24 protein-coding genes and 1 tRNA gene are annotated in these 23,217 nt (G+C 59.8%); 14 read left to right on the plus strand and 11 right to left on the minus strand.

Features of this window, described 5'->3' with window-relative positions:
• Positions 1-27 precede the first annotated feature (27 nt).
• On the plus strand, positions 28-978 hold the full coding sequence (gene speB, locus ACSQ26_RS12580; protein WP_436009221.1) for an agmatinase: 951 nt from the start codon (positions 28-30) through the stop codon (positions 976-978).
• A 64-nt stretch (positions 979-1,042) separates the two neighbouring features.
• On the opposite strand, the gene ACSQ26_RS12585 is transcribed toward speB, so the two are convergent.
• Positions 1,043-2,755 (minus strand): sulfatase-like hydrolase/transferase, encoded by a 1,713-nt coding sequence (locus tag ACSQ26_RS12585; protein ID WP_436009223.1) that lies wholly within the window; start codon positions 2,753-2,755, stop codon positions 1,043-1,045.
• A gap of 130 nt (positions 2,756-2,885) precedes the next feature.
• Here ACSQ26_RS12585 and argC point away from each other — a divergent pair, with 130 nt between their 5' ends.
• From argC to ACSQ26_RS12610, 5 genes are all read left to right on the plus strand, one after another.
• Positions 2,886-3,818, plus strand: coding sequence for an N-acetyl-gamma-glutamyl-phosphate reductase (argC, locus tag ACSQ26_RS12590; protein ID WP_436015242.1), 933 nt, complete (start codon positions 2,886-2,888; stop codon positions 3,816-3,818).
• A gap of 7 nt (positions 3,819-3,825) precedes the next feature.
• Entirely contained in the window at positions 3,826-4,680 is an 855-nt protein-coding gene (locus ACSQ26_RS12595) for an aminoglycoside phosphotransferase family protein (RefSeq protein ID WP_436009225.1), read from the plus strand.
• 74 nt (positions 4,681-4,754) lie between these two features.
• Positions 4,755-5,489 carry a LuxR family transcriptional regulator gene (locus tag ACSQ26_RS12600; RefSeq protein WP_436009227.1) on the plus strand — a complete coding sequence of 245 codons (735 nt, stop codon included), beginning with the start codon at positions 4,755-4,757 and terminating at the stop codon, positions 5,487-5,489.
• 81 nt (positions 5,490-5,570) lie between these two features.
• Positions 5,571-6,314: an acyl-homoserine-lactone synthase gene (locus ACSQ26_RS12605; protein WP_436009229.1), complete on the plus strand. Its 744-nt coding sequence runs from the start codon at positions 5,571-5,573 to the stop codon at positions 6,312-6,314.
• An 82-nt stretch (positions 6,315-6,396) separates the two neighbouring features.
• On the plus strand, positions 6,397-6,876 hold the full coding sequence (locus ACSQ26_RS12610) for a hypothetical protein (protein WP_436009231.1): 480 nt from the start codon (positions 6,397-6,399) through the stop codon (positions 6,874-6,876).
• Here ACSQ26_RS12610 and ACSQ26_RS12615 read toward each other — a convergent pair whose 3' ends face one another.
• Positions 6,877-7,980, minus strand: a complete 1,104-nt coding sequence (locus ACSQ26_RS12615) for a COX15/CtaA family protein (protein ID WP_436009233.1) — start codon at positions 7,978-7,980, stop codon at positions 6,877-6,879.
• A 76-nt stretch (positions 7,981-8,056) separates the two neighbouring features.
• On the opposite strand from ACSQ26_RS12615, the gene ACSQ26_RS12620 reads away from it, so the two are divergent.
• Positions 8,057-8,266 carry a DUF2842 domain-containing protein gene (locus ACSQ26_RS12620; RefSeq protein WP_258161693.1) on the plus strand — a complete coding sequence of 70 codons (210 nt, stop codon included), beginning with the start codon at positions 8,057-8,059 and terminating at the stop codon, positions 8,264-8,266.
• A 237-nt stretch (positions 8,267-8,503) separates the two neighbouring features.
• Positions 8,504-9,688: a GNAT family N-acetyltransferase gene (locus ACSQ26_RS12625; protein ID WP_436009235.1), complete on the plus strand. Its 1,185-nt coding sequence runs from the start codon at positions 8,504-8,506 to the stop codon at positions 9,686-9,688.
• Between the two features lie 3 nt (positions 9,689-9,691).
• Here ACSQ26_RS12625 and ACSQ26_RS12630 read toward each other — a convergent pair whose 3' ends face one another.
• Positions 9,692-11,926, minus strand: coding sequence for an exopolysaccharide transport family protein (locus ACSQ26_RS12630; RefSeq protein WP_436009237.1), 2,235 nt, complete (start codon positions 11,924-11,926; stop codon positions 9,692-9,694).
• A gap of 273 nt (positions 11,927-12,199) precedes the next feature.
• Here ACSQ26_RS12630 and ACSQ26_RS12635 point away from each other — a divergent pair, with 273 nt between their 5' ends.
• A complete protein-coding gene (locus tag ACSQ26_RS12635; protein ID WP_436015244.1) occupies positions 12,200-12,778 on the plus strand; it encodes a polysaccharide biosynthesis/export family protein in 579 nt (192 codons plus the stop codon).
• A 9-nt stretch (positions 12,779-12,787) separates the two neighbouring features.
• Positions 12,788-13,927, plus strand: a complete 1,140-nt coding sequence (locus tag ACSQ26_RS12640; protein ID WP_436009239.1) for a glycosyltransferase — start codon at positions 12,788-12,790, stop codon at positions 13,925-13,927.
• A 51-nt stretch (positions 13,928-13,978) separates the two neighbouring features.
• On the opposite strand, the gene ACSQ26_RS12645 is transcribed toward ACSQ26_RS12640, so the two are convergent.
• The gene (locus ACSQ26_RS12645; protein ID WP_436009241.1) at positions 13,979-14,452 is read right to left on the minus strand and encodes a helix-turn-helix domain-containing protein; all 474 of its coding nucleotides are present in this window, start codon (positions 14,450-14,452) and stop codon (positions 13,979-13,981) included.
• A 9-nt stretch (positions 14,453-14,461) separates the two neighbouring features.
• A complete protein-coding gene (locus ACSQ26_RS12650; protein WP_436009243.1) occupies positions 14,462-14,746 on the minus strand; it encodes a DUF4258 domain-containing protein in 285 nt (94 codons plus the stop codon).
• A 184-nt stretch (positions 14,747-14,930) separates the two neighbouring features.
• On the opposite strand from ACSQ26_RS12650, the gene ACSQ26_RS12655 reads away from it, so the two are divergent.
• The 3 genes from ACSQ26_RS12655 to ACSQ26_RS12665 are packed head-to-tail and all read left to right on the plus strand — an operon-like array spanning position 14,931 to position 18,891.
• Positions 14,931-16,502, plus strand: coding sequence for an undecaprenyl-phosphate glucose phosphotransferase (locus ACSQ26_RS12655; protein WP_436009245.1), 1,572 nt, complete (start codon positions 14,931-14,933; stop codon positions 16,500-16,502).
• Entirely contained in the window at positions 16,499-17,746 is a 1,248-nt protein-coding gene (locus tag ACSQ26_RS12660; protein ID WP_436009247.1) for an O-antigen ligase family protein, read from the plus strand. The genes ACSQ26_RS12655 and ACSQ26_RS12660 overlap by 4 nt, the downstream gene beginning before the upstream one ends.
• The gene (locus ACSQ26_RS12665; protein WP_436009249.1) at positions 17,743-18,891 is read left to right on the plus strand and encodes a glycosyltransferase family 4 protein; all 1,149 of its coding nucleotides are present in this window, start codon (positions 17,743-17,745) and stop codon (positions 18,889-18,891) included. Before ACSQ26_RS12660 ends, ACSQ26_RS12665 begins: the two co-directional genes overlap by 4 nt.
• Positions 18,892-18,952: 61 nt before the next feature.
• On the opposite strand, the gene ACSQ26_RS12670 is transcribed toward ACSQ26_RS12665, so the two are convergent.
• Entirely contained in the window at positions 18,953-20,026 is a 1,074-nt protein-coding gene (locus ACSQ26_RS12670) for a hypothetical protein (protein WP_436009251.1), read from the minus strand.
• Between the two features lie 166 nt (positions 20,027-20,192).
• Here ACSQ26_RS12670 and ACSQ26_RS12675 point away from each other — a divergent pair.
• Positions 20,193-20,269, plus strand: a tRNA-Pro gene (locus ACSQ26_RS12675).
• A 150-nt stretch (positions 20,270-20,419) separates the two neighbouring features.
• On the opposite strand, the gene ACSQ26_RS12680 is transcribed toward ACSQ26_RS12675, so the two are convergent.
• From ACSQ26_RS12680 to ACSQ26_RS12700, 5 genes are all read right to left on the minus strand, one after another.
• Positions 20,420-20,644, minus strand: coding sequence for a hypothetical protein (locus ACSQ26_RS12680; RefSeq protein ID WP_436009253.1), 225 nt, complete (start codon positions 20,642-20,644; stop codon positions 20,420-20,422).
• 144 nt (positions 20,645-20,788) lie between these two features.
• Positions 20,789-21,139 carry a DUF982 domain-containing protein gene (locus tag ACSQ26_RS12685; protein WP_436009255.1) on the minus strand — a complete coding sequence of 117 codons (351 nt, stop codon included), beginning with the start codon at positions 21,137-21,139 and terminating at the stop codon, positions 20,789-20,791.
• A gap of 119 nt (positions 21,140-21,258) precedes the next feature.
• Positions 21,259-21,807, minus strand: a complete 549-nt coding sequence (locus tag ACSQ26_RS12690; RefSeq protein WP_436009257.1) for a MerR family transcriptional regulator — start codon at positions 21,805-21,807, stop codon at positions 21,259-21,261.
• Between the two features lie 9 nt (positions 21,808-21,816).
• Positions 21,817-22,137, minus strand: coding sequence for an integration host factor subunit alpha (locus tag ACSQ26_RS12695; RefSeq protein WP_436009259.1), 321 nt, complete (start codon positions 22,135-22,137; stop codon positions 21,817-21,819).
• Positions 22,138-22,244: 107 nt separating this feature from the next.
• Positions 22,245-23,216, minus strand: a complete 972-nt coding sequence (locus ACSQ26_RS12700; protein ID WP_436009261.1) for a beta-ketoacyl-ACP synthase III — start codon at positions 23,214-23,216, stop codon at positions 22,245-22,247.
• Position 23,217: the final 1 nt, after the last annotated feature.

Raw genomic sequence — 23,217 nt, forward strand, 5'->3', positions numbered from 1 at the left:
TGCGATCAGCATCGCAGGACCAGAATCATGCCATCACGCACCACCGACAACGCCTTCACCGCAAAAGCCGTCAAGGGCGCCGCGAGCGATCCGACTTATGCCGGCGCGCTTTCCTTCATGCGACGGAAGTATACCAAAAATCTGTCTGGCGCGGATGCCGTCGTCTGGGGCATTCCCTTCGACGCTGCGGTCTCGAACCGGCCGGGCACCCGTTTCGGGCCACGTGCCATCCGCGAGGCGTCGGCGATTTTCGACAACGATCCGCAATATCCCTTCCATCGCGACCTGTTTGAGGATTTCACCGTCATCGATTATGGCGACTGCCTGTTCGACTATGGCGACCATCCGAAGATCCCCGGTGCGATCGAGAAGGAAGCGGCCAAGATCATCAAGTCCGGCGCCTTCCTGCTCACGCTCGGTGGCGACCACTTCGTGACCTGGCCGGTGCTGAAGGCGCATGCCGCCAAGCATGGTCCACTGGCGCTGGTGCATTTCGACGCGCATCAGGACACATGGTTCGATGACGGCAAGCGTATCGACCATGGCTCCTTCGTGGGACGTGCCGCACGCGACGGCGTGATCGACACCAGCCATTCGATCCAGATCGGCATTCGTACGCACGCCCCGGAGGATTGCGGCATTCGCATGGTCTATGGCCACGAGGTCGAGGATATGACCGCGGCGGCGATCGCCGAGACGATCCTCGGCCATGTCGGCGACCGAGCGTGTTACGTCACCTTCGATATCGATTGCCTGGATCCGGCCTATGCGCCGGGCACCGGCACACCGGTCGCGGGCGGGCCTTCGTCGGCCAAGATGCTCTCGGTGCTGCAGAAGCTCGGGTCTCTCGATATCCGTGGCGGTGACGTGGTCGAGGTATCCCCGCCCTATGATCATGCCAGCATCACCGCAATCGCCGGTGCGACGGTGGCAATGTATCTCCTGGCACTCCGGGGCGAGAAGATCGCGGCCGGCTGAGAAAGAGATTCAGCGCGCTACGAAACGGATTCCGGAATTGAATCCAACGCGCTGAATATTCTGGTCAATTGACTCTCAGCATGCCGGCATCGACGCGCTTCTTCAAATGCCGGTCAAGTTCGTCCTGGTGATCGACGCAGCTGAAATATCGGCCCGCGCAAAGATCGCTCAGCCGCAGAAGATCCTCGAACACAGGCGACGTCGAAAGCCCGGCCGCCTTGATCAGCCGCGCCGAGAGGAAGCCAACATCCTCGGCCTGCTTGAGCATCGTATAGTCGATCGGCGTGCCGAAGCCATGGAGGGTGAAGAAGGTCTTGTAGACGTCCGACCTTGGATCGGAAAACAGATGGCCATCCTTGTCCTTTGCTTCGGCAAAGACCTTGGTGGCTTCTGATTGATGGTCGCCATACTCCGCCAGCACGCTGCCGTTCAGCCCCGGATCTGCCTTCAGCCAGTTTGAGAACGCGCCGAGGTCGCGGCGTGCGACAGCCATGCGGCGCATATATTCGTTGGCATGCGCATTGCTCGCGAAAACCGTCGATAGCTCACTTTCCGGCACGAGCGAGCTATCATATCCTCCATGCGGAAAAAGCGTCTGGATCGACAGGAACAGCGGCCGCTTGTCCTTCGCCCTGTGCTCGGCAATCAGCTTGCGAGCGAAGGCGAAATAGACCTCGTCGCGAATACCATGGGTTTCGATGCCCATTGCCTCGGCGTCATAGATTTCCTGAAAGCCGATGGATTTAAGGAATAACCCCTCCCCGACGAAGTTGAAGTTCATCGGCATAATCGTCACGGTGCGGTAGCCGCAACGCGCCAGCACATCGGGCAACGCTCCCTTGACCCGGCCTTCCATGAGTTGCGTGACGTAAGGCGCCTGCACGCCGAAATCGAAGGTTGAAAGCCCGGTCATGACGGAGAAATTGGTGACCCATGTGCCGCCGCCGAAGGTTTCCACATAAAGCGGATGCACCTTGTCATCGCCCGAGCGGTAGCTCGTCAACAGTTCTTCAGGCGCAGTGATTTCCTTGTAATATGTTGGCACGGTCTGGCTTTCGGACAGCACGAGATAGAAATCTGGCTGCGGGCCTGTCTTGCAGGTGACCGTGTTTTCAAACGGTGTATCGATCTTCACAGTGTCGAGGGGTACGCCGAAATTGAGCTTGTCCAAGGGAAAGCTGACCTGGCCGAGCGAGATGTAGAGGGCCGAGCCGTTATAGCCATCGATAAAGGGCAGATAGTCCTCCTCAAGTGGCCGTTTGGCCGGGTAGAGCAGGACAGCCAGCGCGGTGAAAATCACCGGGAGTGGTGCACGCCAAATCCAGCTTAGCAACAGCGGCTTCTCGACGCGCCAGATCACGCCGAGCAGCACCAGCACGCCCACAAGAACCAGAAGACCGGAGACAAACAACGACAGATAGGCCGAGACCAGGAAATCGAGCACCGAGGAATCGGAGCCCATGAAGATAAAATCATAGGCATGCAAAGCCATGCCCTTCAGCTGGTACTTGATGACCGACGCCACGGCGAGCAGCATGGTCACGGCACCCCCCGCATAGAGCGAGAAGCAAAGCCTGCGCGAAAGAAGGAAGAACAGCGACGACAATGCCAGCGTGATGACGCCCGTATAGAGAAGATAGCGCTGGCGCGTATCAAGATAGCGGACTATCGCGAAGAAGGCCAAGCCAAGGATAATCACCGTTACAGGGTGAAGCGCCACCTTGCGGATCATCTGGATCAGTCTGCCGGCAAGCGTCTTCTGGTCGGCAGGTGCCACTGCTGCGCTTTCCCTTGGTTCGAAGGCGCGATGATGCCGCGTTTTTGTTGCTTATCTGTTAAACGGCAATTATATGCTGGCCGCAGACTGCCCCTGCGCTGTGAAACCTTATGGAATGACGGGAATGACCATGAAACCGAAGATCTTCATCGATGGCGAACACGGCACGACGGGTCTGCAGATCCGCACGCGCATGGCCGGCCGCGCCGATGTCGAGCTTCTGTCGATCCCCGAGGCCGAGCGCCGCAATGCCGCGATGCGCGAGGATTTCCTGAATTCGGCCGACATCGCGATCCTCTGCCTGCCCGACGACGCGTCGAAGGAGGCCGTGGCGATGACCGCCGCCAACAACAATGTGCGGATCATCGACACATCGACCGCCTATCGGGTGCATCCCGACTGGGCTTACGGTTTTGCCGAAATGGACAGGGCGCAGGGCGAGAAGATCCGGGCGGCACGCTACGTTGCAAATCCCGGCTGCTACCCCACCGGCGCCATCGGTCTCGTGCGACCGCTGGTCATGGCTGGCATCCTGTCGGCAGGTCACAAGGTCACCGTCAACGCCGTCTCCGGCTATACCGGCGGCGGCAAGCAGATGATCGCGCAGATCGAGGATGCGAACAATCCGGACCATATCGACGCTCCGCATTTCCTCTATGGCCTGAGCCTGAAGCACAAACACGTACCGGAGATGAAAATCCACGGCATGCTGGACCATGCGCCGATCTTCTCGCCTTCGGTCGGCAAGTTTGCGCAGGGCATGATCGTGCAGGTGCCGCTTTATGTCGACGACCTCAAGGACGGCGCGAACCTTGAAAGCGTGCACAAGGCGCTCGCCGAGCACTATGCCGGCCAGGACGTCGTCGAGGTCGTGCCGCTGGATGTTTCCGCCAAGCTTCCGCGTGTCAACGCGGTCGAACTCGCCGGCAAGGATACGATGAAGCTCTTCGTGTTCGGCGCGCCCGATGGCGAGCAGTTGAACCTGGTTGCACTCCTCGACAATCTCGGCAAGGGTGCCTCTGGCGCCGCGGTCCAGAACATGGACTTGATGCTGTCGGCCTGAGCTGCCGATGGATATCAATGCGGCGGCGGATCTTTGGCATCTCGAGGAGATCGCGCCCGTCGCCGACACACCGGGCAGGCTCGTCTATCGCGCCCGAACGCCTGATGGCAGATCAGTCGTCGCCAAGCTTCTCAAGCCGCGCGGCATGGAAGAGCTGGCGGGCATGGATTATCTTGCCTGGCGGCACGGCCATGGTGCGGTCAGCCTGATCGCCCGGCGGGACAATGCCTGCCTGCTGGAAGATGCCGGCCTCCTGACGCTTGAAGACTTCCGTACAAGCCATGGCGAGGCAGCCGCAACCGAGGTCTTCGCCAAGGTTCTGGCAGAACTGCATGCCCCCTCGCCGCATTCGCCGCCGCCTGGCCTGACACCGCTCGCACGGCATTTTCGTGGCCTCACCGAACGCGCCGCGCCTGCCCATCCGGATCACGCTTGCGATCTAGTCTGGGCGGCGGCGCTTGCTCGCGATCTGCTTGCGAGCCAGAAGCCTGTCATTCCACTTCACGGCGATCTTCATCACGAGAACATCATCTCGAAAGAAGGCACGATCTGGCGCGCGATCGATCCCCATGGATTGATCGGCGATCCGGCCTATGACGCGGCCAATTTCTTCGGAAATCCGCTGGGCCGACCGGACATAACCTGCGACACCGATCGCATCCTTGCGATCGCCTTGGTCACGGCTCAGGTGATCGGGTGCTCGGAAAGCAAGATTCTACAGTACGCGGCTTGCCATGCTGCACTCTCGGCGTCCTGGTCAATCGACGATCCGGTATCGGAAGAAGATGTGAAGGATGCGCAAGATCGCCTCGACTTTCTCAAAGTCGTACGCGACCTGCTTTCCTCAGAAGTGACTTGTTAACTGAAATACAAGTTCGGTTGGTTTTGACGACCCGCAAATCATGCTATAGATCCGCAACCAAACACGGAGCGCCTATGCGTTCACAAGTCGCCAATACCATGTTCGATTTCATCGAAGCGCTGGAAAAGATCACCAGCGAGGAGGAGGCTTTCGTAGAGTTGCGAAAGGTTGCGGACTCCTTCGGGTTCAGCTCCTTTGCAATTTCCGGTATTCCGGAACCTCATGAGCGCATCGATCCGTACGTGCTGCTCAACGGCTGGCCGGAGGAATGGGCCACGCGCTACATGGCCAAGCAGTATTTCACTGTCGACCCGGTGATCCAGCGTACAATCCTCTCCGACAATGCCTTCGTCTGGGAGGATGCGCTCAGGCATATGAACATCGGCAAATCAGGATTGAACTTCATGAACGAAGCGCGAGAGTTCAATTTTATCAATGGCTTCAGCGTGCCAATCCATTCCCTGACGGGCTTTCGCGCCATCGTCACTTTTGCCTCGGACCGGATCGACCTGTCGTCGGAGGCGCGCGGGGCGCTCCACATGATTTCCATCTATGCGCATAACAAGATCAAGGAGCTGAAGACCGGCGGCAAGCAGGTTGTATTTGACAGTGGCAGACACCTCACCTTGCGCGAGCGTGAATGTATTTCCTGGTGTTCCGAAGGCAAAACTGCCTGGGAAATTTCTGCAATCCTTGGTATATCCGAGAGAACAGTTGCACATATCCTTGAGAATGCACAACGTAAGATGAACACCACCAATCGGACACATCTAATTGCAGAATCTTTACGCGCAGGCCTCATTCGCTAGACTGTCAATAGGGTAAATCTACCTATAGCGCGGTCCGGCATTTGGCTGCAACTTCCCCCCAAATTCTAGGGGGTTTGACCAGTGATCAGAATTATTACATCGCAAAATTCCGAAGATTATCCGGACCTGATGGAGAAGGTCTGGCGGTTCCGCCACGCTCAGTTCGTCGAAAGACTCGGCTGGAAAGAACTGACGAGTGAGGACGGGCGTGAAATCGACCGGTTCGACACGGACGACGCGATTCATCTCGTCGTCGAGAAGGGCGACCAGGTCGTCGGCTATACGCGCCTGCTGCGCACGTCGGGGCCGCATCTGCTGTCGGAGATCTATCCGCATATCATGGAAGGCCATGGGTGGCCGCGTGAGCGGACAATCTACGAGTGGACACGCTGCATCTCCGACGAACATGCCGGAAAGTTCGGGGACGTGCAGGCTTCGCATATGCTGATCACCGGCGTGCTGGAATTCTGCCTTGTCTCCGGCATCAGGGGGCTGATCGTCGAGACGCATCCGAAGCTCGTCACATGGATGCTGGAAACCGGCTATGTGGCGGAGACGCTGCACACGCCGCAGGTCATCAACAACGTGCCCGTCGTGCCCGTCTATATCGGCGCGACCATGGCGGCGCTCAGTCGACACCACCAGATGTTCGGCATCCGCCAGAGCGTGCTCTCGATCGACGATGAACTGGTCAATCCGGTGACAGGACGCGGCACGCTCCGCCATCTGCCGGGGCTGGGCATCAGGAAGACCCCGCTTGCCGCTTACGCGCCTGAAGTGGACTTTTCCGCCATGCGGGAATCGTCGGGCAAAAACTCGCATTGAAAACGGGTGGGCACGGCAATAATCATGCCGTGTCAACCGTCTCTGATCGGTGGGCGGATTGCCCGCCGTCACAGGAGTTTCCATGCTTTTCCGCCGCCTTGCATTTTCAGTGCTGGTCCTTGGCGCTGGCGTTCCCGCCTTTGCCGCCGATTTTCCCTTCGAGGGCAGTTGGAAGATCAGCAAGGCCACCGTCGCGCCCTGGGAAGACCCGGCTCATCCGATGGTGACCGACCATGCGGAACGCTATCTCGGCAAGGTCGTCGAGATCACGCCGGATGCGCTGAAGGGTCCGGACCTTCTCGGTTGCGGCAAGACCGAGATCACGATCGAGCCCCTGCCCTATGCCGGCCTGTTCGAGGGCGGCCTTGCCGCTGACCCCAAGGATCCGGGCGGCAAGTATGATGAGGCAAAGGCGATAAGACTCGCGCTCGAACTCGGCTTCACCGCCGAGCCGGTGCCCACCCTGTTCCAGGGTTGCTCGGAGATCAGTCTCCACAAGCGCGACGACAAGACCCTGCTGTTCGGCATGAACAACCGGATTTTCACGCTCGAAAAGCAGTGATCAGCTTCTGACTGCCACATCGGTCGGCCGCGCGTATTCGCCGTGAAAACCGCGCCAGTGTGCGACGCCGAATCCGAGCACGATCAGCGCCAGGCCCTGATGGGTCAGCGCCGCATCGATCGGCACGGCCATGAGAAGCGTGACGATGCCGACGGCGGCCTGGAGACAGACGAGCAGGAAGAACACCACGCCGCGATTGGCGTGCGGCGTGCCGGGGTGCCGGGCAAGAAGCGTGATCATCTGGATCAGGGCCAGCGTCAGCAGCAGATAGGCGTTCATCCGGTGCAGCCATTGCACCGCCTTGGCATTCTCGAAGGCGTTGAGCCAGACGGGCTGCATCACGGCCAGTCCATCCGGCACGATGGCGCCATCCATCAGAGGCCAGGTATTGTAGGCAAGGCCTGCATCAATACCCGCGACCAGCGCGCCGAGATAGATCTGCAGCAGGATGAAGAAGACGATCACACCGGCAAGCAGGCTGGCACCCGTGCCCGCCAGAACACGGCCGGAATGGGCGGAAAGCGCGCGCCACACCCAGGTGACAGTGGCAAAGATCAGACAGGCGACAGTCAGGTGAACCGCCAGCCGGTACTGGCTGACATCGACGCGCCTGGAGAGGCCCGAGGCGACCATCCACCAGCCGATCGCGCCCTGCATGCCGCCGAGCGCCAGGATGCCTACCAGCGGCCAGCGCAAGCGCCTTTCCAGCCGGCCCGTCAACCAGAAGAAGGCGAGCGGCACGGCGAATATGATGCCGATCGAGCGCGCAATCAGCCGGTGCGCCCATTCCCACCAGAAGATGCGCTTGAATGCCTCGACCGTCATGCCCTTGTTGATCTGGCTGTATTCCGGAATACGCTGGTAGAGTGTGAACTCCTCTTGCCATTCCTCGGCGTTGAGTGGTGGAATAACGCCGTGGATCGGCTTCCACTCGGTGATAGACAGCCCCGAATCGGTCAGCCGCGTCGCACCGCCGACCAGCACCAGCGCGAAGATCGCCAGGAGGACAATGAAGAGCCAGACGCGTATGGCGCGACGATTGCGCTCGATCCGGTCAATCTCCTTGAAAATCCGGGTTTCGAGGTTTATTGCGCTGTCAGCCATGGCGGGATCCTTTCGCCCAATGCTCTGCATGAGGCCGCTCCGGCTGGCAAGATGAAAACCAGGGATGTGAGACAAAATGCCCGATACGCTGCGCAAGATCATCGGTACGATCCTGATGGTCGTCCTGGTCCTCGTCTATGCGCTCCTGGCGGTCACCATCGCATCGGCCACACTCGGCACCTCCCCGTGGTACGTTCATCTGCTCTATTTCTTCTTCACCGGCTTTCTCTGGATCCTTCCCGCCATGGGCATCATCAAATGGATGCACCGGCCCAAGGCAAAGTAAGAGATTGTTAACCAGGCTTTTCCAAATAAGCATAGCGAGCGGGCGGGTTTAAGTTTTCTTCCGCTTCTTTCCGGCTAAGTTCCCCGCCGGATACATGGTCGGCCGTCAGGTCAGGTTCGGGTATTTCCCCGGGGAGCAGACGCCGTGCAGGCAGCGCAGATAAAATTTCAATCCATGGACTTGCCAGATGATCGCCCGGCATATGATCTATCTATCGTGAGCGCGGATTCCCTTTTCATGGCCGGCATGATTTCTGTATCGATCCACGACCGGATGGAGCCGCTGGAAGCGGAGTGGCGCGCGCTTGAAGCGCTCAATATCAATTCGCTGCATCATGGCTACGATTGGTGCCGCGCCTGGATCGCCCAGTACAAGCGCCCGCTGATCATCGTCGAAGGCCGGATGCAGGGTGAACTCGCCTTTATCCTGCCGCTCGAAGTGGTGCGCGGCCGCATGTTTACCAGCGCCCAGTTCATTGGTGCGGAACATTCCAATCTCAATACCGGATTGCTGACGCAGCGCTTCATCGATGCCGCGACGTCGGAGCTGATGACGACAATTGGTGCCTCGATCCGCGGCGCCGTCGGCAATGTCGATTTCGTCCTGCTCACCAATATTCCCGAACAATGGCGCGGCGTCGCGATGCCGTTTGCCATGCTGCCCTCGGTCGAGAACCAGAACCACGCCTTCGCGCTTACCATGCAGGCCGATTTTGTCGGCACGCTGGCGCAACTCAGCGCGAAGCGCCGCCGCAAGAAGTTCAGCTCCAGTCATCGCAAGCTGGAGGGCATGGGTGGCTATGAGCATGTGATCGCAGAGACGTCGGCGGAGAAGAACCGCTTTCTCGATCTCTTCTTCGAGCAGAAGGGCGCGCGTCTTGTCGAGCTCGACCTGCCCAATGTCTTCGCCTGCCCGCGCACCCGCGAATTCCTGCACCAGGCCGCGCAGCTGCCGCAAACGGAGGAGCGCTTTGCACTCCGCCTGCATGCGCTTCGCATGACCGGCGGCGAGCACGAAGGTGAAATTCCGGCGATTGCCGGCCTGTCGCGCAAGGGCGACCACCTGATCGTGCAGTTCTGCACTATCGGCAGCGGACCACTGACGCAGGCAGCTCCCGGCGAACTGCTTTTTCACCTGATGGTCGAGCAATACAATACCAAGCGTTTGGGATTGTTCGATTTCGGCATCGGCGACATGGCGTTCAAGCGCTCCTGGACCAATGTCGAAACGGTGCAGGTCAACGTGACCATTCCCGTCACACCGCTCGGCCGCCTCGCCGCGCTCAAGGAAGAGACAACGACGCGTCTCAAGGCGATGATCAAGCAGAATCCGGCCGTCTATGCCTTCCTGCAGCGCATCCGCGCTAAGGTGCACAACGCGCCGCACGACAAGGCCGGGCAGCAGGAAGCCGACGAGGATTGAGAATCAAGCCGCCTCGCGCCCGGATTTCGGAGACGGCGGATTGTTCTGGCCGAAGAGCAGCACCACATCCTCGTAGCCCGCTTCGATGAAGCTTCCCGCGGCGGCTTCGATTTCCTCGGCGTTCGCGTCCGTGGTCGAGAGGATGATCTCGGCCTGGCCGTTACGGGCAAGGCGCTTCACGCCTTCGACGTTCGCGGGACCGCATTCCACGATCACTAGGTCATAGGCGTTGGCGAGCGCATCGACGATCATGGCGAGCCGTTCGGCGCCGCGCATGGCGCGCTTGGCATTGGCATTGCCGTGCGGCAGGATATGGGCGTCGGACAGGCGGTCGCCGTGGATTGTGTCAGCGAAGGCCGCCTCGCCGCAGAGCAGGTCGGTGATACCGGGCTGGCGGATGTTCTCGGCCATCAACCGCGTCGGCAGTGCCGAACCGGTCATGTCGATGAGAATTGTCTTCCGGCCCATTTCGGCAACCGTGCGCGCGAGAATGACGGTGGACGTCGAACCATCGTCGCCGGACAGGGACACGGAGACCGCGATATTCACATCCGTCTCCACGAGATGGCGCGCCACTGCGTTGACGGAGAATTCTCCATCGATGAAGTCCTCTGCTGCCTGTTCCATGCTTTTCTCCAGCGCTGGTGCATCGGGTTCAAGCGAAAGCAGGCTCGCAACGGCGGGCTTTGCAGCCGTCGAAGTGGATTCGTCTGTGTATTCATCCTCGTCCGCCGGATCGGATTCGACGGCAGAAGCGGTGGCGACGGCGGGCTCTTCGATCATCCGGCGCGGCTGGGCGACCGGCGCGGGCTCTTGGTCATATTCCGGACCGGAATAGCGTATGGCGCGGCCGGAGAAGAGTTCGGCCAGCATGACGAAGATCGAGCTCAGGATGAAGCCCGCGAGCGCCGCCACGATGGTGATCGGCAGGACCTTGGGGAAATAGGGCTCCGACGGCATCGAGGCATTGGAAATGACGCGCGCATCGGCCGGCGTTGCGTTCATATCCTGCCGCGAGACCGCTTCGCGATAGCGCGCGAGATAGGTTTCGAGCAACTGGCGCTGTGCAGTGGCCTCGCGCTCAAGTGCCTTGAGGCCAACCTGCCGCTCCTCGGATTCGGCGTTATCCGCCTTTAGCGTGTTGAGTTGCTGGATCAACTGCCGTTCGCGGGTTCGCGAAATGCCGGCCTCGTTGACCAGGCTCGACAGGATCTTCTGTGTTTCCGTGCGGATCTGCCGGCGGATACCGTCGAGCTGCGAGCGAAGGCCCTGCAATTTCGGATGTCCATCGAGCAGCGACGTGGAGAGATCGGCGATCTGGCCCTCGATGCCCGACTGCGTTTCCTTGAGCCGCTGGATCATCGGCGAGCTCACGACATCGGTCAGCGTATCGACATTGCGGCCGGATTTCAGCGTCGCGCGCACGCTCTCCGCCCTCGCCTCGGCATTGGCCCGCTCACCGCGGACGCGCGCCAGTTCGACCGAGATGTCATTGAGCTGGGTCTCGGCGAATGTGTTCAACTCGCCTGTCTTGTAGATATCGGCGGACGACCGGTATGCCGCAACCTTCTCCTCGGCCTCCCGCACCTTCTCGCGCAGATTGGCGATTTCGGGCTCGAGCCACTTGGCGGTCTCGGATGTCGTGTCGAGCTTGGCGCCCGATTGCAGCGACAGATAGACCTTCGCCATCTCGGTCGGCACCTGGGCCGCGAGCTTCGGATCCTTCGACGAGAACTGAATGGCGATGACGCGCGATTTCTCGATCTGGTAGACCTGCAGCTTGCTGGTGAATTCCTTGAGAATACGCTCCTCGGGCGGCACGTCGAGCGGGTTCTTCGCGAGCCGTGTGAGGATGAGAAGCCTGGTCAGCAGGTCGGGATTGGCGGCCGGATCGAATTCGGCGCGATCACCGAGATTGAGTGTCTTGGCCACCTGCTTGATCAGGTCGGATGATTGCAGCAGCGCGACCTGGGAAGCGACGCCCGCCTCATCGAGAATGGGTTCGGGCGCGATCTGCTGGTTCTGCTGGGCGGACATCAGGCCGGGATTGCGGGTTTCGATCAGGATCTGCGTCTCGGCCTGATAGCGCGGGGCGACCATGCTCGATATGCCGAAGGCGGCGCCGCCGATGACCACGGTCGAGAGCAGAACGAGCATCCTCCGGCGCCAGATCGCACCGACGAGGCCGCCCAGATCGATATCCGCATCCTGATCGCTATACCTATCACCCGACGACATGCCGCAATACTCCACACCTTGCTGGAGCGAAATCTAAAGAAACAAGGTAAGCGAAGCGTTAATGCACACGGTCGTCTTACGCGGGATACTTCCCGGCAAAAAAGAAACATGTCGAAGCAAGGGTTTTACCGGCTGTTAACCTTAATCGAACGATAACAGGGGAATGAAACCGGCCCCACGCGGATATTCCATTCGTTAAGCGCCGGAACCCGAGATCAATCTCCGGCCGCAATTCTCAATGTGACCAGCCGGAAAACGCGGAGAATGACGCGAATGGTAACCGTCGGTAAACGGCAGCGCCTTTCGATCGCCCTGTTTCTGGCAGCGTCCGCCCTGCTCGCTTCGTGCTCGTCATACCGGCCGGCGCCGAAGGCGTTCCATGAAGCGACGATCCAGCCCTATCGCGTCGATAGCGGCGACCGGCTGCGCGTCACCGTCTTCGACCAGAAGGACCTGACCAATACATATTCCGTCGATCAGGCAGGCTATGTCGCCTTCCCGCTGATCGGCTCGGTGGCAGCCCGCGGCCGCACGATTCAGGAACTCGAAGGCCAGATCGCAACGCAATTGCAGAAGGGATTCCTGCGCAATCCCGATGTTTCCATCGAGGTCGACCGCTACCGCTCGATCTTCGTGATGGGCGAAGTGGGACAACCCGGCCAATATACCTATGTGCCTGGTATGACCGTGCAGAACGCGATTGCGCTTGCCGGCGGCTATACGCCGCGCGCCCTTCAAGCCAATGCCGACGTGACCCGCAAGATCAACGGCGAGATTCTGACCGGACGTGTGCTGATTTCGAACCCGGTCCTTGCAGGCGACACGATTTACGTCCGCGAACGCCTGTTTTAAGGACTAATGATGACGGATGACCCGCCATTACGAATCCTTCATTGCTTCAGATCTCCCGTCGGCGGCATCTTTCGCCATGTCCGGGATCTTGCAATGGAGCAGAGCCGCGCCGGCCATGCAGTCGGTATCCTCTGCGATTCCTCGACGGGTGGGGAACACGAGGAACGCCTCTTCCAGACCATCATGCCATACCTCTCGCTGGGTCTCACGCGCATGGCGATCGATCGCTCGATCACGCCGCGCGACATCCCGGCATTCTGGAGAAGCTACAAGGAAATCAGAAGTTTGCAGCCGGATGTCCTGCACGGTCACGGCGCCAAGGGTGGCGCTATGGCACGTCTCGCCGGCTCGTTGCTGCGGGTGAACAGGTATCGCGTATCCCGCCTTTATACGCCGCATGGCGGCAGTCTGCATTTCAGCCGCGGGAGTTGGAGCGGCCGGGGCGTATTTGCGCTCGAACGCCTGCAGGAATGGTTTACGGACGGCCTGATCTTCGTCTGCGATTTCGAGCGCCGCACCTATGAAGAGAAGGTCGGACGCCTCTTCCGGCGTCATGAAGTCGTCTATAACGGCGTCGGCGAGGCCGATTTCGAGATCGTCCCGGAAAGCCCCGATGCGGTCAACTTCCTCTATGTCGGCATGCTGCGCGATCTCAAGGGGCCTGATATCTTCGTCGATGCCTTTGCCAAGACCGAGCGCCTGCTCAAGCGCCCGCTGTCGGCAATGATGATCGGCGACGGGCCGCAGAAACAGAAATATCTCGACATGATGACCTCGCGCGGTCTCGGACGCCGCATCACCATGCTGCCGGCGATGAACATCCGCGAGGCCTTCGCCAGCTCGCAGAATGTCGTGGTGCCATCGCGTGCCGAATCCATGCCCTATATCGTGCTCGAGGCCCTGGCGGCCGGCCGCACCGTTCTCGCCTCGGATGTCGGCGGCATTTCGGAAGTGCTCGGCAAGGGCAGCGACGCCCTCATCCCCCCCGGAGACAGCGATGCACTCGCCAAGGCCATGGCGGAAAGCATCACCGTGCCGGGCTGGAAAGAATCTCATCTGCCCGACCGCGAGAAATTCCACGCCATCTTCAGTTCCAAGACCATGGCTTCGCGAATTACCGCGCTTTATCAGGAACTGGCCGGGCGTTGAGCGACGTGCCGGAACCGCGATACGACAAGTTTGCCGGAGACCGGCGAGGCCTTATGCCGCCGCCTTCATTTCCACATGCCAAACATTGCCGTCTTCGTGGTTGACCTCGATATCCATTGCCGCGCCGAGGCGTGCATGTATCTCGTTCAGCATCGTTACGAAACCGATCATCATCTTGTCGCCGCCCACAACTCGAGCAGCGAAGGTGCGAAATAGCGCTTCCGCTGGTCTGTTCCCTACAGCCTTCTCTCGTGCCTTTTCCCACTTCGCAACGGATTGTTCGTTCGACTGAATGATATTTGCGACATCTGCCTGGGAAAGCTCGCAATATTTGCGTAGAAATTTGAATTCCGCCCCGGTCAAAGGCGACTTCTTCATCAGAAGCTCCTCGGCGATTGCCTTATGCAGCCCTTCGACATCGTCGATATAGACAAGCTCGCCATACTCCTCATCATGCTCAGTCTTGAAACCGCCAACAAGCCAAACATTATCGAGGCCAGATTCCTTGTAGTGATACTTTTCCATTTCCATCCTCTATCTGTATGCGGTCACCACCACTGCTCGCGTTTCTCTTCGAAGCGCCACGACCACCGTAAGGCTCTTGCCCGCTGCATGACGAAAGAACTCGGCCTTCCAATCACCTCTCAGGGTTTCATATGGGTCATCCTGCACCATTCCGAGCCGTATGCATTGCCTGATTTCAAGCAGATCAATGTTCCGCTCCGGATGGCCCAGGCGAGCATGTTCCGACAATGCCAACCGGCCCTTCTCCATGAGATCGACCACCTCCGACTTAAATTGCTTACGGCTCAGAGGCATTCGGCTCACCTATCAGTAGACTATATATCGTATAGGTTATTTGCCCAGACGCAACATGAAAATCGGGACGGGAAGTGATTTCAGGATCCACCAACTCGGCAGTGCCAGCCGGCGAGCTCCTCGTAAGCGTTTCTTAGTTCCTTTGCCCTACTCTGGCGCCCAAACGCGTTTTGAGTAAAAGAGCATGAATCAGGCAGACAAGAACGAAGACGAGTTCGACGTCGAGCGCTTGCGCAAGCAGGTCTCCGAGATCCGCACGATCAGCACCGAGGAAACCACGTCGGGCAAGCGGCCGAGCCAGCCCGCCGAGCTCAATGATTTCGCCAAACGCGTCGCCGCGCAGTTCCGCGAGGACAAGTTCTCGCCTGCGATGATGACCGGTCTTTTCCGGCTGGTCGATTTCGTCATGCTGTTCCTGATCGGCTGCGCTATCAGCTTCTCCTACGTCCAGGAACCGCGCGTGATGGCGCTCTATACGGTCACGATCGCATCGGGCGCGGCACTCAGCGTGCTGTTCATCCAGATGGCGGATTGCTACCAGCTGCCGGTACTGCGCGCCCCGAAAAACTCGCTGCCGCCGCTTCTCGGCGCCTGGGCACTGTCCTTCGCCGCCATGACCATGATGCTGTTCTTCTTCAAGGCGGGCGGCACCTATTCGCGCGTCTGGTTCGCGACATGGTTCATGCTGGGCGCCTCCTATCTCGTGGCCGAGCGCTTCCTGCTGGCATGGAGCCTGAGGCGCTGGCTGCGCAACGGCATGCTCGAGCGCCGCGCCGTCATCGTCTGTGGCGGCCAGCCGGCGCAGGAACTGATCCGCAATCTCGAAAGCCAGCCCGACAACGATATCCGCATCCTCGGCGTGTTCGACGACCGGCTTGATCGCCGCTCGCCGGATCTGGTTGCCGGCTACCCCAAGCTCGGCACGGCGACGGAACTGGTCGAGTTCGTCCGTGCGGCCCGCGTCGATATGCTGATCATCTCGCTGCCGATGACGGCCGAGAAGCGTATCCTCGATCTCCTGCGCAAGCTCTGGATCCTGCCGGTCGATATCCGGCTCGCAGCGCATTCGAGCAAGCTGAAGTTCCGTCCGCGCGCCTATTCCCATATCGGCAAGGTCGCGATGCTTGATGTGTTCGACAGGCCGATCAACGACTGGGACTCGGTTGCCAAGCGTATCTTCGACATCGTTTTCGCGACCATCGCCATCGCCTGCCTGTGGCCGGTCATGCTGGGCACGGCGCTTGCCGTCAAGCTCACCTCCAGAGGACCTGTTATCTTCAAGCAGAAGCGGCATGGCTTCAACAACGAGACGATCAACGTCTTCAAGTTCCGCTCGATGTACACGCATCTCTCCGATGTCACCGCCGCCAACGCGGTGACCAAGGGCGATCCGCGTGTGACGCCTGTCGGCCGCTTCATCCGCAAGACGTCGATCGACGAATTGCCGCAACTCTTCAACGTGTTGGCGGGCGGACTTTCGCTCGTTGGCCCACGCCCGCATGCCGTCCTCGCCCAGACGCATGATCGCGTCTATGCCGATGTCGTGGAGGGCTATTTCGCCCGCCACCGGGTCAAGCCCGGCGTCACCGGCTGGGCGCAGATCAACGGCTGGCGCGGCGAGATCGACTCGGATGAGAAGATCCGCTTCCGCACGGCCTATGACCTCTATTACATCGAGAACTGGTCGCTCTGGTTCGATCTCAAGATCCTGTTCCTGACGCCGATCCGGCTGCTCAACACGGAAAACGCCTATTGACCGCGATCGGGGCCAGTCACGCTGGAGCCTTCAAGCCGGGCCTCGCAAGCGTGCGGCTCGTCGGCTCCGGCCTTGTGGCCTTTGGCGTGTTCCTGTCGGGCTTCGTCATCAACGAACCTGCGCCTTACGAAGTCTTCATGGCGTTCCTCATCGCCGGATGGTTCATCCTCGGCCTCAGGATATCACGCACGACGGGTCTCCTGCTCGCCTTCATGCTGGTCTTCATGACCGGCGGCTTCCTGTCGCTCACCCAGATGGCCAGGATCGGCGAGTCGCCGATCTATCTGGGTGTGTCGCTCTTTCTATGCCTTTCGTCGGTCTTCTTCTCGGCGATCATCGAGGATGATTGGCAACGGCTGAGGCTGATCTTCAATGCCTGGGCCGCCGCCGCCGTGATCACGGCCATGCTCGGCATCGTGGGCTATTTCAAGCTGTTTCCCGGCTCGGAGATCTTCACGCTCTACGACCGGGCCAAGGGCGCGTTCCAGGACCCGAATGTGTTTGGACCGTTCCTGATCGCCCCGTCGCTCTATCTCATCCATTCTATGCTGACCGGCAAGATCGCCACATTCCCGATCAAGGCGTTCTCGCTCGCCGTCATCACCATCGGCGTCCTGCTCTCCTTCTCGCGCGCGGCCTGGGCGCTCTTTCTGTTCTCGGCGATGATGATGGTGCTGGTGATGTTCATCAAGGAGCGCTCGGGCGCGTTCCGCCTGAAGATCATCGCGCTGGCGCTCGGCGGCGCGATCTTCGCGGTCGTCGCGCTGGTCGTGGCGTTGCAGATCCCGCAGGTCGCCGATCTCCTGACCTCACGCGCGTCGCTCGAGCAGGATTACGACAGCGGCCATCTCGGCCGCTTCGATCGCCACAAGCTCGGCTTCCTCGCGGCGATGAGCGAGCCGCTCGGCATCGGGCCGATGGTGTTCAGTACGATCTATCCCGAGGACGAGCACAATATCTGGCTGAAATCGCTGACCTCCTACGGCTGGCTCGGCTTCGTCGCCTATATCGGCCTTGTCTGGACGACGATCTGGTTCGGTTTTCGCTACCTGCTGCGCGAACGGCCCTGGCAGCCCTATCTGATGATCGCCTGGATCACCATCTGCGGCCATGAACTTATCGGCAATGTCATCGATACCGACCACTGGCGCCATCACTTCCTGCTGTTCGGCATTGTCTGGGGATGCGCGGCACTCGAACACGGCTATCAGAAGCGGCGCGCCAGGGCGCCCGCGGCGACATGACGACGAACGCCCAACTCAATATCCTGCAGGTGCTGGAGCCAAGCGGTGGCGGGTCGGGCCGTCATTTCGTCGATCTCTGCGGCGCGCTTGCAAGGTCCGGCCACGATGTCACTGCGATCTATTCCCCCACCCGTGCCGAGCAACGCTTCGCCGATGAACTGACCGCCCTGCCGCTCCAATCCGTCGTCGCGGTTCCGATGAGCCGCGCCCCGTCGCCATCGGATTTCGCCGCATGGCGAGCCATCAACCGGGTGATCCACGAACACGGGCCGTTCGACGTCGTCCACGGCCACAGTTCCAAGGCCGGCGCGCTGACCCGTATCAGGCTTCCCGGCCGGCACGTTCCGCGCATCTACACGCCGCACGCGTTCCGGACCATGGATCCGACGCTCAGCAAAAGCGGCAGGCGCCTCTATGGCACGATCGAGAGCCTGCTTGGGCGACATTTCTCGGACGCAGTCATCTGCGTGTCCGGGGACGAAAAACGGCACGCTGCGACAGCGCTCCGTATTCCCGAGCGCCTGCTGCATACCGTCGTCAATGGCGTAGACCAAGCACAGCCGGCGGACAGAGAAGAAGTCCGCTCTCACCTCGGCGTGCGGCCGGAAAACTTCGTCTTCGGTTTCGTCGGCCGGCTCTCTCCGCAGAAGGCGCCGGAGCGGCTGATCGAGGCATTCCGGCGGATCGGCGCCGATCGCGCGGATATCGAACTGGCGATGGTCGGCTTCGGCGAACTGCTCGACGACGTCAAAATCCAGATACTGGAAGCCGGGCTCTCGGACCGGGTGCATGTGACCTCCGATATCCCCGGTGCCCAGGCGATGCAGGCCTTCGACGCACTGGTCATGCCGAGTCGCTACGAGGCGATGTCCTATGTGATGCTGGAAGGCGCGGCTGCCGGCCTGCCGATGGTGCTCACCGATGTCGGCGGCGCGACAACAGTGGTCGATCACGGCATCAATGGCTTCATCGTGCCGAATGACGACGATCCGCACGAGCTTGCGGAAGCCATGCGCACGCTCTCGACAGCCGAGGGCTTCGACGCCATGCGGCACGCGGCCGAGGCCCGGAAGAATCGCTACTCGCTAGATGTTATGGCCGGGCAGACCGAAGCGGTGTACCGGCATGTCTTAGCGGCAAGATGACGGGACTCGCTGCCCGACAAGAAGGCGATGCGAAAAGACCGCATGTGACCAAGTGCGGTATTCAAGACTCGTCCTGTGCTTTCAAGGCTTCCTTCAGACGATGCAGAAGATACCGGCTTTGTTTGTGTTTGAGCGCCCATATTTCCGCTGTCGTCTTGGCAAATTCCTCGAGTGTCATCTCATAAGGCTCCGCAGCCTGTGGAATATGGACTTCTCCAAAGAGCGGGTCGCCCGGAAGTTCGCGGCCAAAATATTCTCTCGCAACGGCCCCGTTGCTGGCGCGCATCCGTTCCAGAATCTCTTTCGCCATATCCGGCGGAAGTCCTAGGGGGGGACCTGGATCTTTCACCTTGGAGACAACATCCGAAAGGTTTCCACGCCGCGCAAGATGGTTTTTGTCTCCCACGTTGGGAAGAAATGCGTTGAGAATGCGAAGATATTCGGCCTGCCTCGCATCGAGGCGAGTGTTCAGCGGCTCTTCCGGCTCGCTCCAGCCGATGTCTTCCGGCAAGGCCACTGCGGCCGCGAAGTCGTCCAGGATATTGCTGTTATGCAGATGATTGAACAGTCTCGCTACGATGTTCTCTTTGCCAAAAACTATCGCCCATCGCTGCAGAAGCTTTTCATAATCGAATCTCGCTGCAATAACGTGTTCGGAGGGGAATCTGAGCGGCAGGGCGCTGCCGCTTCTCACGGCCGTTGAATGCATGCTCAGCATCGCTTCGTCCTGCCGCCTGAGGTAGACGACAATCGTGATCGTCTCTGCCAACGGCGCTAGCAAGTCCCTCAGGCGCCGGACATCGTCCTCGTGAATCAACCGGCTTGAGCAATGCTCGTTAGAGAGCAATATGGCATCACAGCCGCACTCCGACACCTCGCGCGCCAGTTCGCCCAGGAAGCCCGCCCTCGATGCAGCGGCATCTTCCGGCGACTCGATACCCGCCATCATCTGGATCTCGTCACCGCGTGCGTCGTCCATGGCGAACGCGGCCAGCTTGATGTGGTTCGCCTCCCCCGGCGCATGAGGATAGAGCACGCCTGCGCTGCGAAGGGCGTCCCTCGAATTGGCAAATGTCTGCTGCAGATAGGTTGAGGCGGTATTTTCGACGCCGATGTGCAGGACTAATCTTTTCATTGATGAGACATGATGCCTGCCCGCTTCGATGGTGCGTTTCTATCGACCCGCCGGGCTGATTGCAATGCGGGAGCAACCGTTCGGGCTACTTGAGCCGAAAAAACGGATTTTGCCTCTTGCGCTTAAAAGCCGGAAAAGCTAACGAGTGCAAGCCTTCGGGCAGGGTCGGAGTGTAGCGCAGCCTGGTAGCGCACTTGACTGGGGGTCAAGGGGTCGTGGGTTCGAATCCCGCCACTCCGACCATTTTAGATCAATGACTTAGCCCCCGTAAGTCACCAATCAATAATTGACGGAATTCGCCGCCTGGGAAACCACTCGGGGTTTTCGGCATGCCCGCGAAATAAAAAAACCGCCGTCGTGGGACGGCGGGCGTCGATCGTGCTGGTATTAATCTCAGTGCTTCGTGTCTGAAAACCTGTCCTGCGCGGTGCGCGCGCATAGATCATAGAGCTTGCCTGTTTCCGTCGTGCCACTCTGATAGGCACGAATGACAAAGGCGCCGAACTGTTGCTGGCGCGCGATATCGCGTGAAAACCAGGGCTCGGCGACGATCTTCTTGAAGACATCCTGCACCACCTGAAACTCGTCGGACCGCAAAATGCCCGGATAATTCCTCATGCGCTTCCTCCCCTAGCACCATTAGAACCCTCGTATATATGTAGGGAAGATTTATGCGAACTCCACCAAAAAATGATGACGGAAACGCTGCGTACGATAGCGCACGAATCCTGGAAATGCCCGGCCGCTGAACAATTCTCCGGATTAATTCCGGGACTGGAGAAATACCTGTTCGGCGGCGATCAATTGGCGGGCCACCTCTCCGATTTCCATTTCGAACTGCTCGAAATTGTTCGCACGCTGGTTGACGACGTAGGGGAATTTCGCCGCCTTGGCAGCCTCGACCAGGAAAAGCCGCGCCATGTCATCCGAAATATAGCCCTTCAGCGCCCGTGAGCAGCCGACAACGGCGTGCTTGTAGCTGCGGCTGTCCTTCGCCGGCCACTTTTCGAGAAGGCAGAGAGCGGCCTCACGCGTGTTGGAAATGCGGACATATTCACGCTTGTCGCCAACGATCTCGATATAGACTACTTTTGTCCACTCTGCCGTCCTCATGGCGGCTCCCCTTTTCGTCATAGAGTCATTCTATGGCGTCGGGTGTAGCGCGTGTTGCTTGCACGAGGATTGCTGCGAAAAACGTATGGTGCCTCAAGTCAGCCAATTTCTGGATAGAATCAGCGAACCTGATCGAGCAGGCGCTTGCATTCGAGCAGATCGAACAACGCCTCCTGCAACAACGCCCGGTCTTCCTTGCCGATCATATTGCCAGTCGCGGAAAAGTCCTGGTCCTCATTGCCGCTGATCAGACCGAAGAATCGCCGGCTTGATGGCGCCTTGGGCCGTCCGACGATCTGGTCGTCTTCGAAAACCACATTCTTCTGCTGATTCTGTGGCGCGTGCGTCTCGTCCTCGGCTTCGCTCTGGGCGGCGAGCGCCTCCATGGTCGCGAGATCACCGGAAGCGGCGGCGGCGACGAATTTGTTGCCGTTGTTCTTCAGAAGCTTCTGCACGCCCTTGATCGTATAGCCGTGATCGTAGAGCAGATGCCGGATGCCTTTCAGCAGTTCGACGTCATCGGGCCTGTAATAACGACGGCCGCCGCCGCGCTTCATCGGCTTGATCTGCGGAAAGCGCGTCTCCCAGAAACGGAGCACGTGCTGGGGAAGGTCGAGGTCGTCGGCAACCTCGCTGATCGTCCTGAAAGCGTCGGGGCTTTTCTCCATAAGTCAGCCTCAGGTCTTTTTAGTCTTGCGGCTCAGATGGCTCTTCAGGATGCGGCTCTTGAGTACGTTGGAGGCTTTGAAGGTCATGACACGGCGGGGCGAAATCGGCACTTCCTCGCCCGTCTTCGGATTGCGGCCGATCCGCTCGTTTTTCGAGCGTACCTGGAAGGTGGCGAAGGAAGAGAGTTTTACGCTCTCGCCGCGCACGATCGCGTTACAAACCTCGTCGATGACAGTTTCGACGAGCTGGGCCGATTCGGTGCGCGAAAGTCCCACCTTGCGGAAGACCGATTCTGCCAGATCCGCCCTCGTCACAGTCTTGCCGCTCATGATCCCCCGCTTATCATTCACTGATTAAAGTGGATTTTTCGGGAGAGTATTGTTGTTGGCGGTTCGGGTCAAGCGGGATCATGAACAGGCGTATGATACTGTAATGATTACCAGCGCAGCAAAACCGAGCCCCAGGTAAAGCCGCCGCCCATCGCTTCCAGAAGCACGATATCGCCCTCTTTGATACGGCCGTCGCCGGCAGCCGCGGCAAGCGCCAACGGGATGGAGGCAGCCGAGGTATTGCCGTGCTGATCGACGGTCACGACAACCTTCTCCATCGGAATCCCGAGCTTCCTGGCCGAACCTTCGATGATGCGGATATTGGCCTGATGTGGGACCAGCCAGTCGATATCCTCGACTTCGAGTGCGGTCGCGGCCAAGGCGTCGTAGACAACATCCGTGATCATGCCGACTGCGTATTTGAAGACCTCGCGGCCTTCCATGTGGATGAAGCCCGCCTGTCCGGTGGTCGATGGACCACCGTTGACATAGAGCTTGTCCTTGTGGCTGCCGTCGGACCTCAGATGCGAGGTGAGGATACCGCGATCGCCGGCTGTTCCCTGCCCTTCCTGTGCTTCGAGCACCACCGCACCGGCGCCGTCGCCGAACAGCACGCAGGTCGTGCGGTCGTTCCAGTCGAGAATGCGGGAGAACGTCTCCGCACCGATGACGAGGACGCGCTTGGCCATGCCGCCCCGAATATAGAGATCGGCCGTCGACATCGCATAGACGAACCCGGTGCAGACGGCCTGGATGTCGAACGCCGCGCCATGCTTCATGCCGAGCCGGTTCTGGATATCCACGGCGCTTGCCGGAAAGGTGTTGTCGGGCGTCGAAGTCGCCAGGATGATCAGGTCGATGTCGTCGGGCGTCAGCCCGGCATTGTCGAGCGCGGCGCGCGCAGCCGCTTCCCCGAGCGACGCCGTCGTCTCGCTCTCATCGGCGATGTAGCGCTGGCGGATGCCGGTTCGCTGTACAATCCATTCATCCGTGGTGTCGACCTTGGATTCCATTTCCTGATTGGTCAGCACACGCTTTGGCAGAGCCGAGCCAAAGCCGCGGACCACTGATCGGATCATG

This window comes from Rhizobium sp. LjRoot254 (assembly GCF_964254105.1).
In the GTDB taxonomy this organism is placed as follows: domain Bacteria; phylum Pseudomonadota; class Alphaproteobacteria; order Rhizobiales; family Rhizobiaceae; genus Rhizobium_E.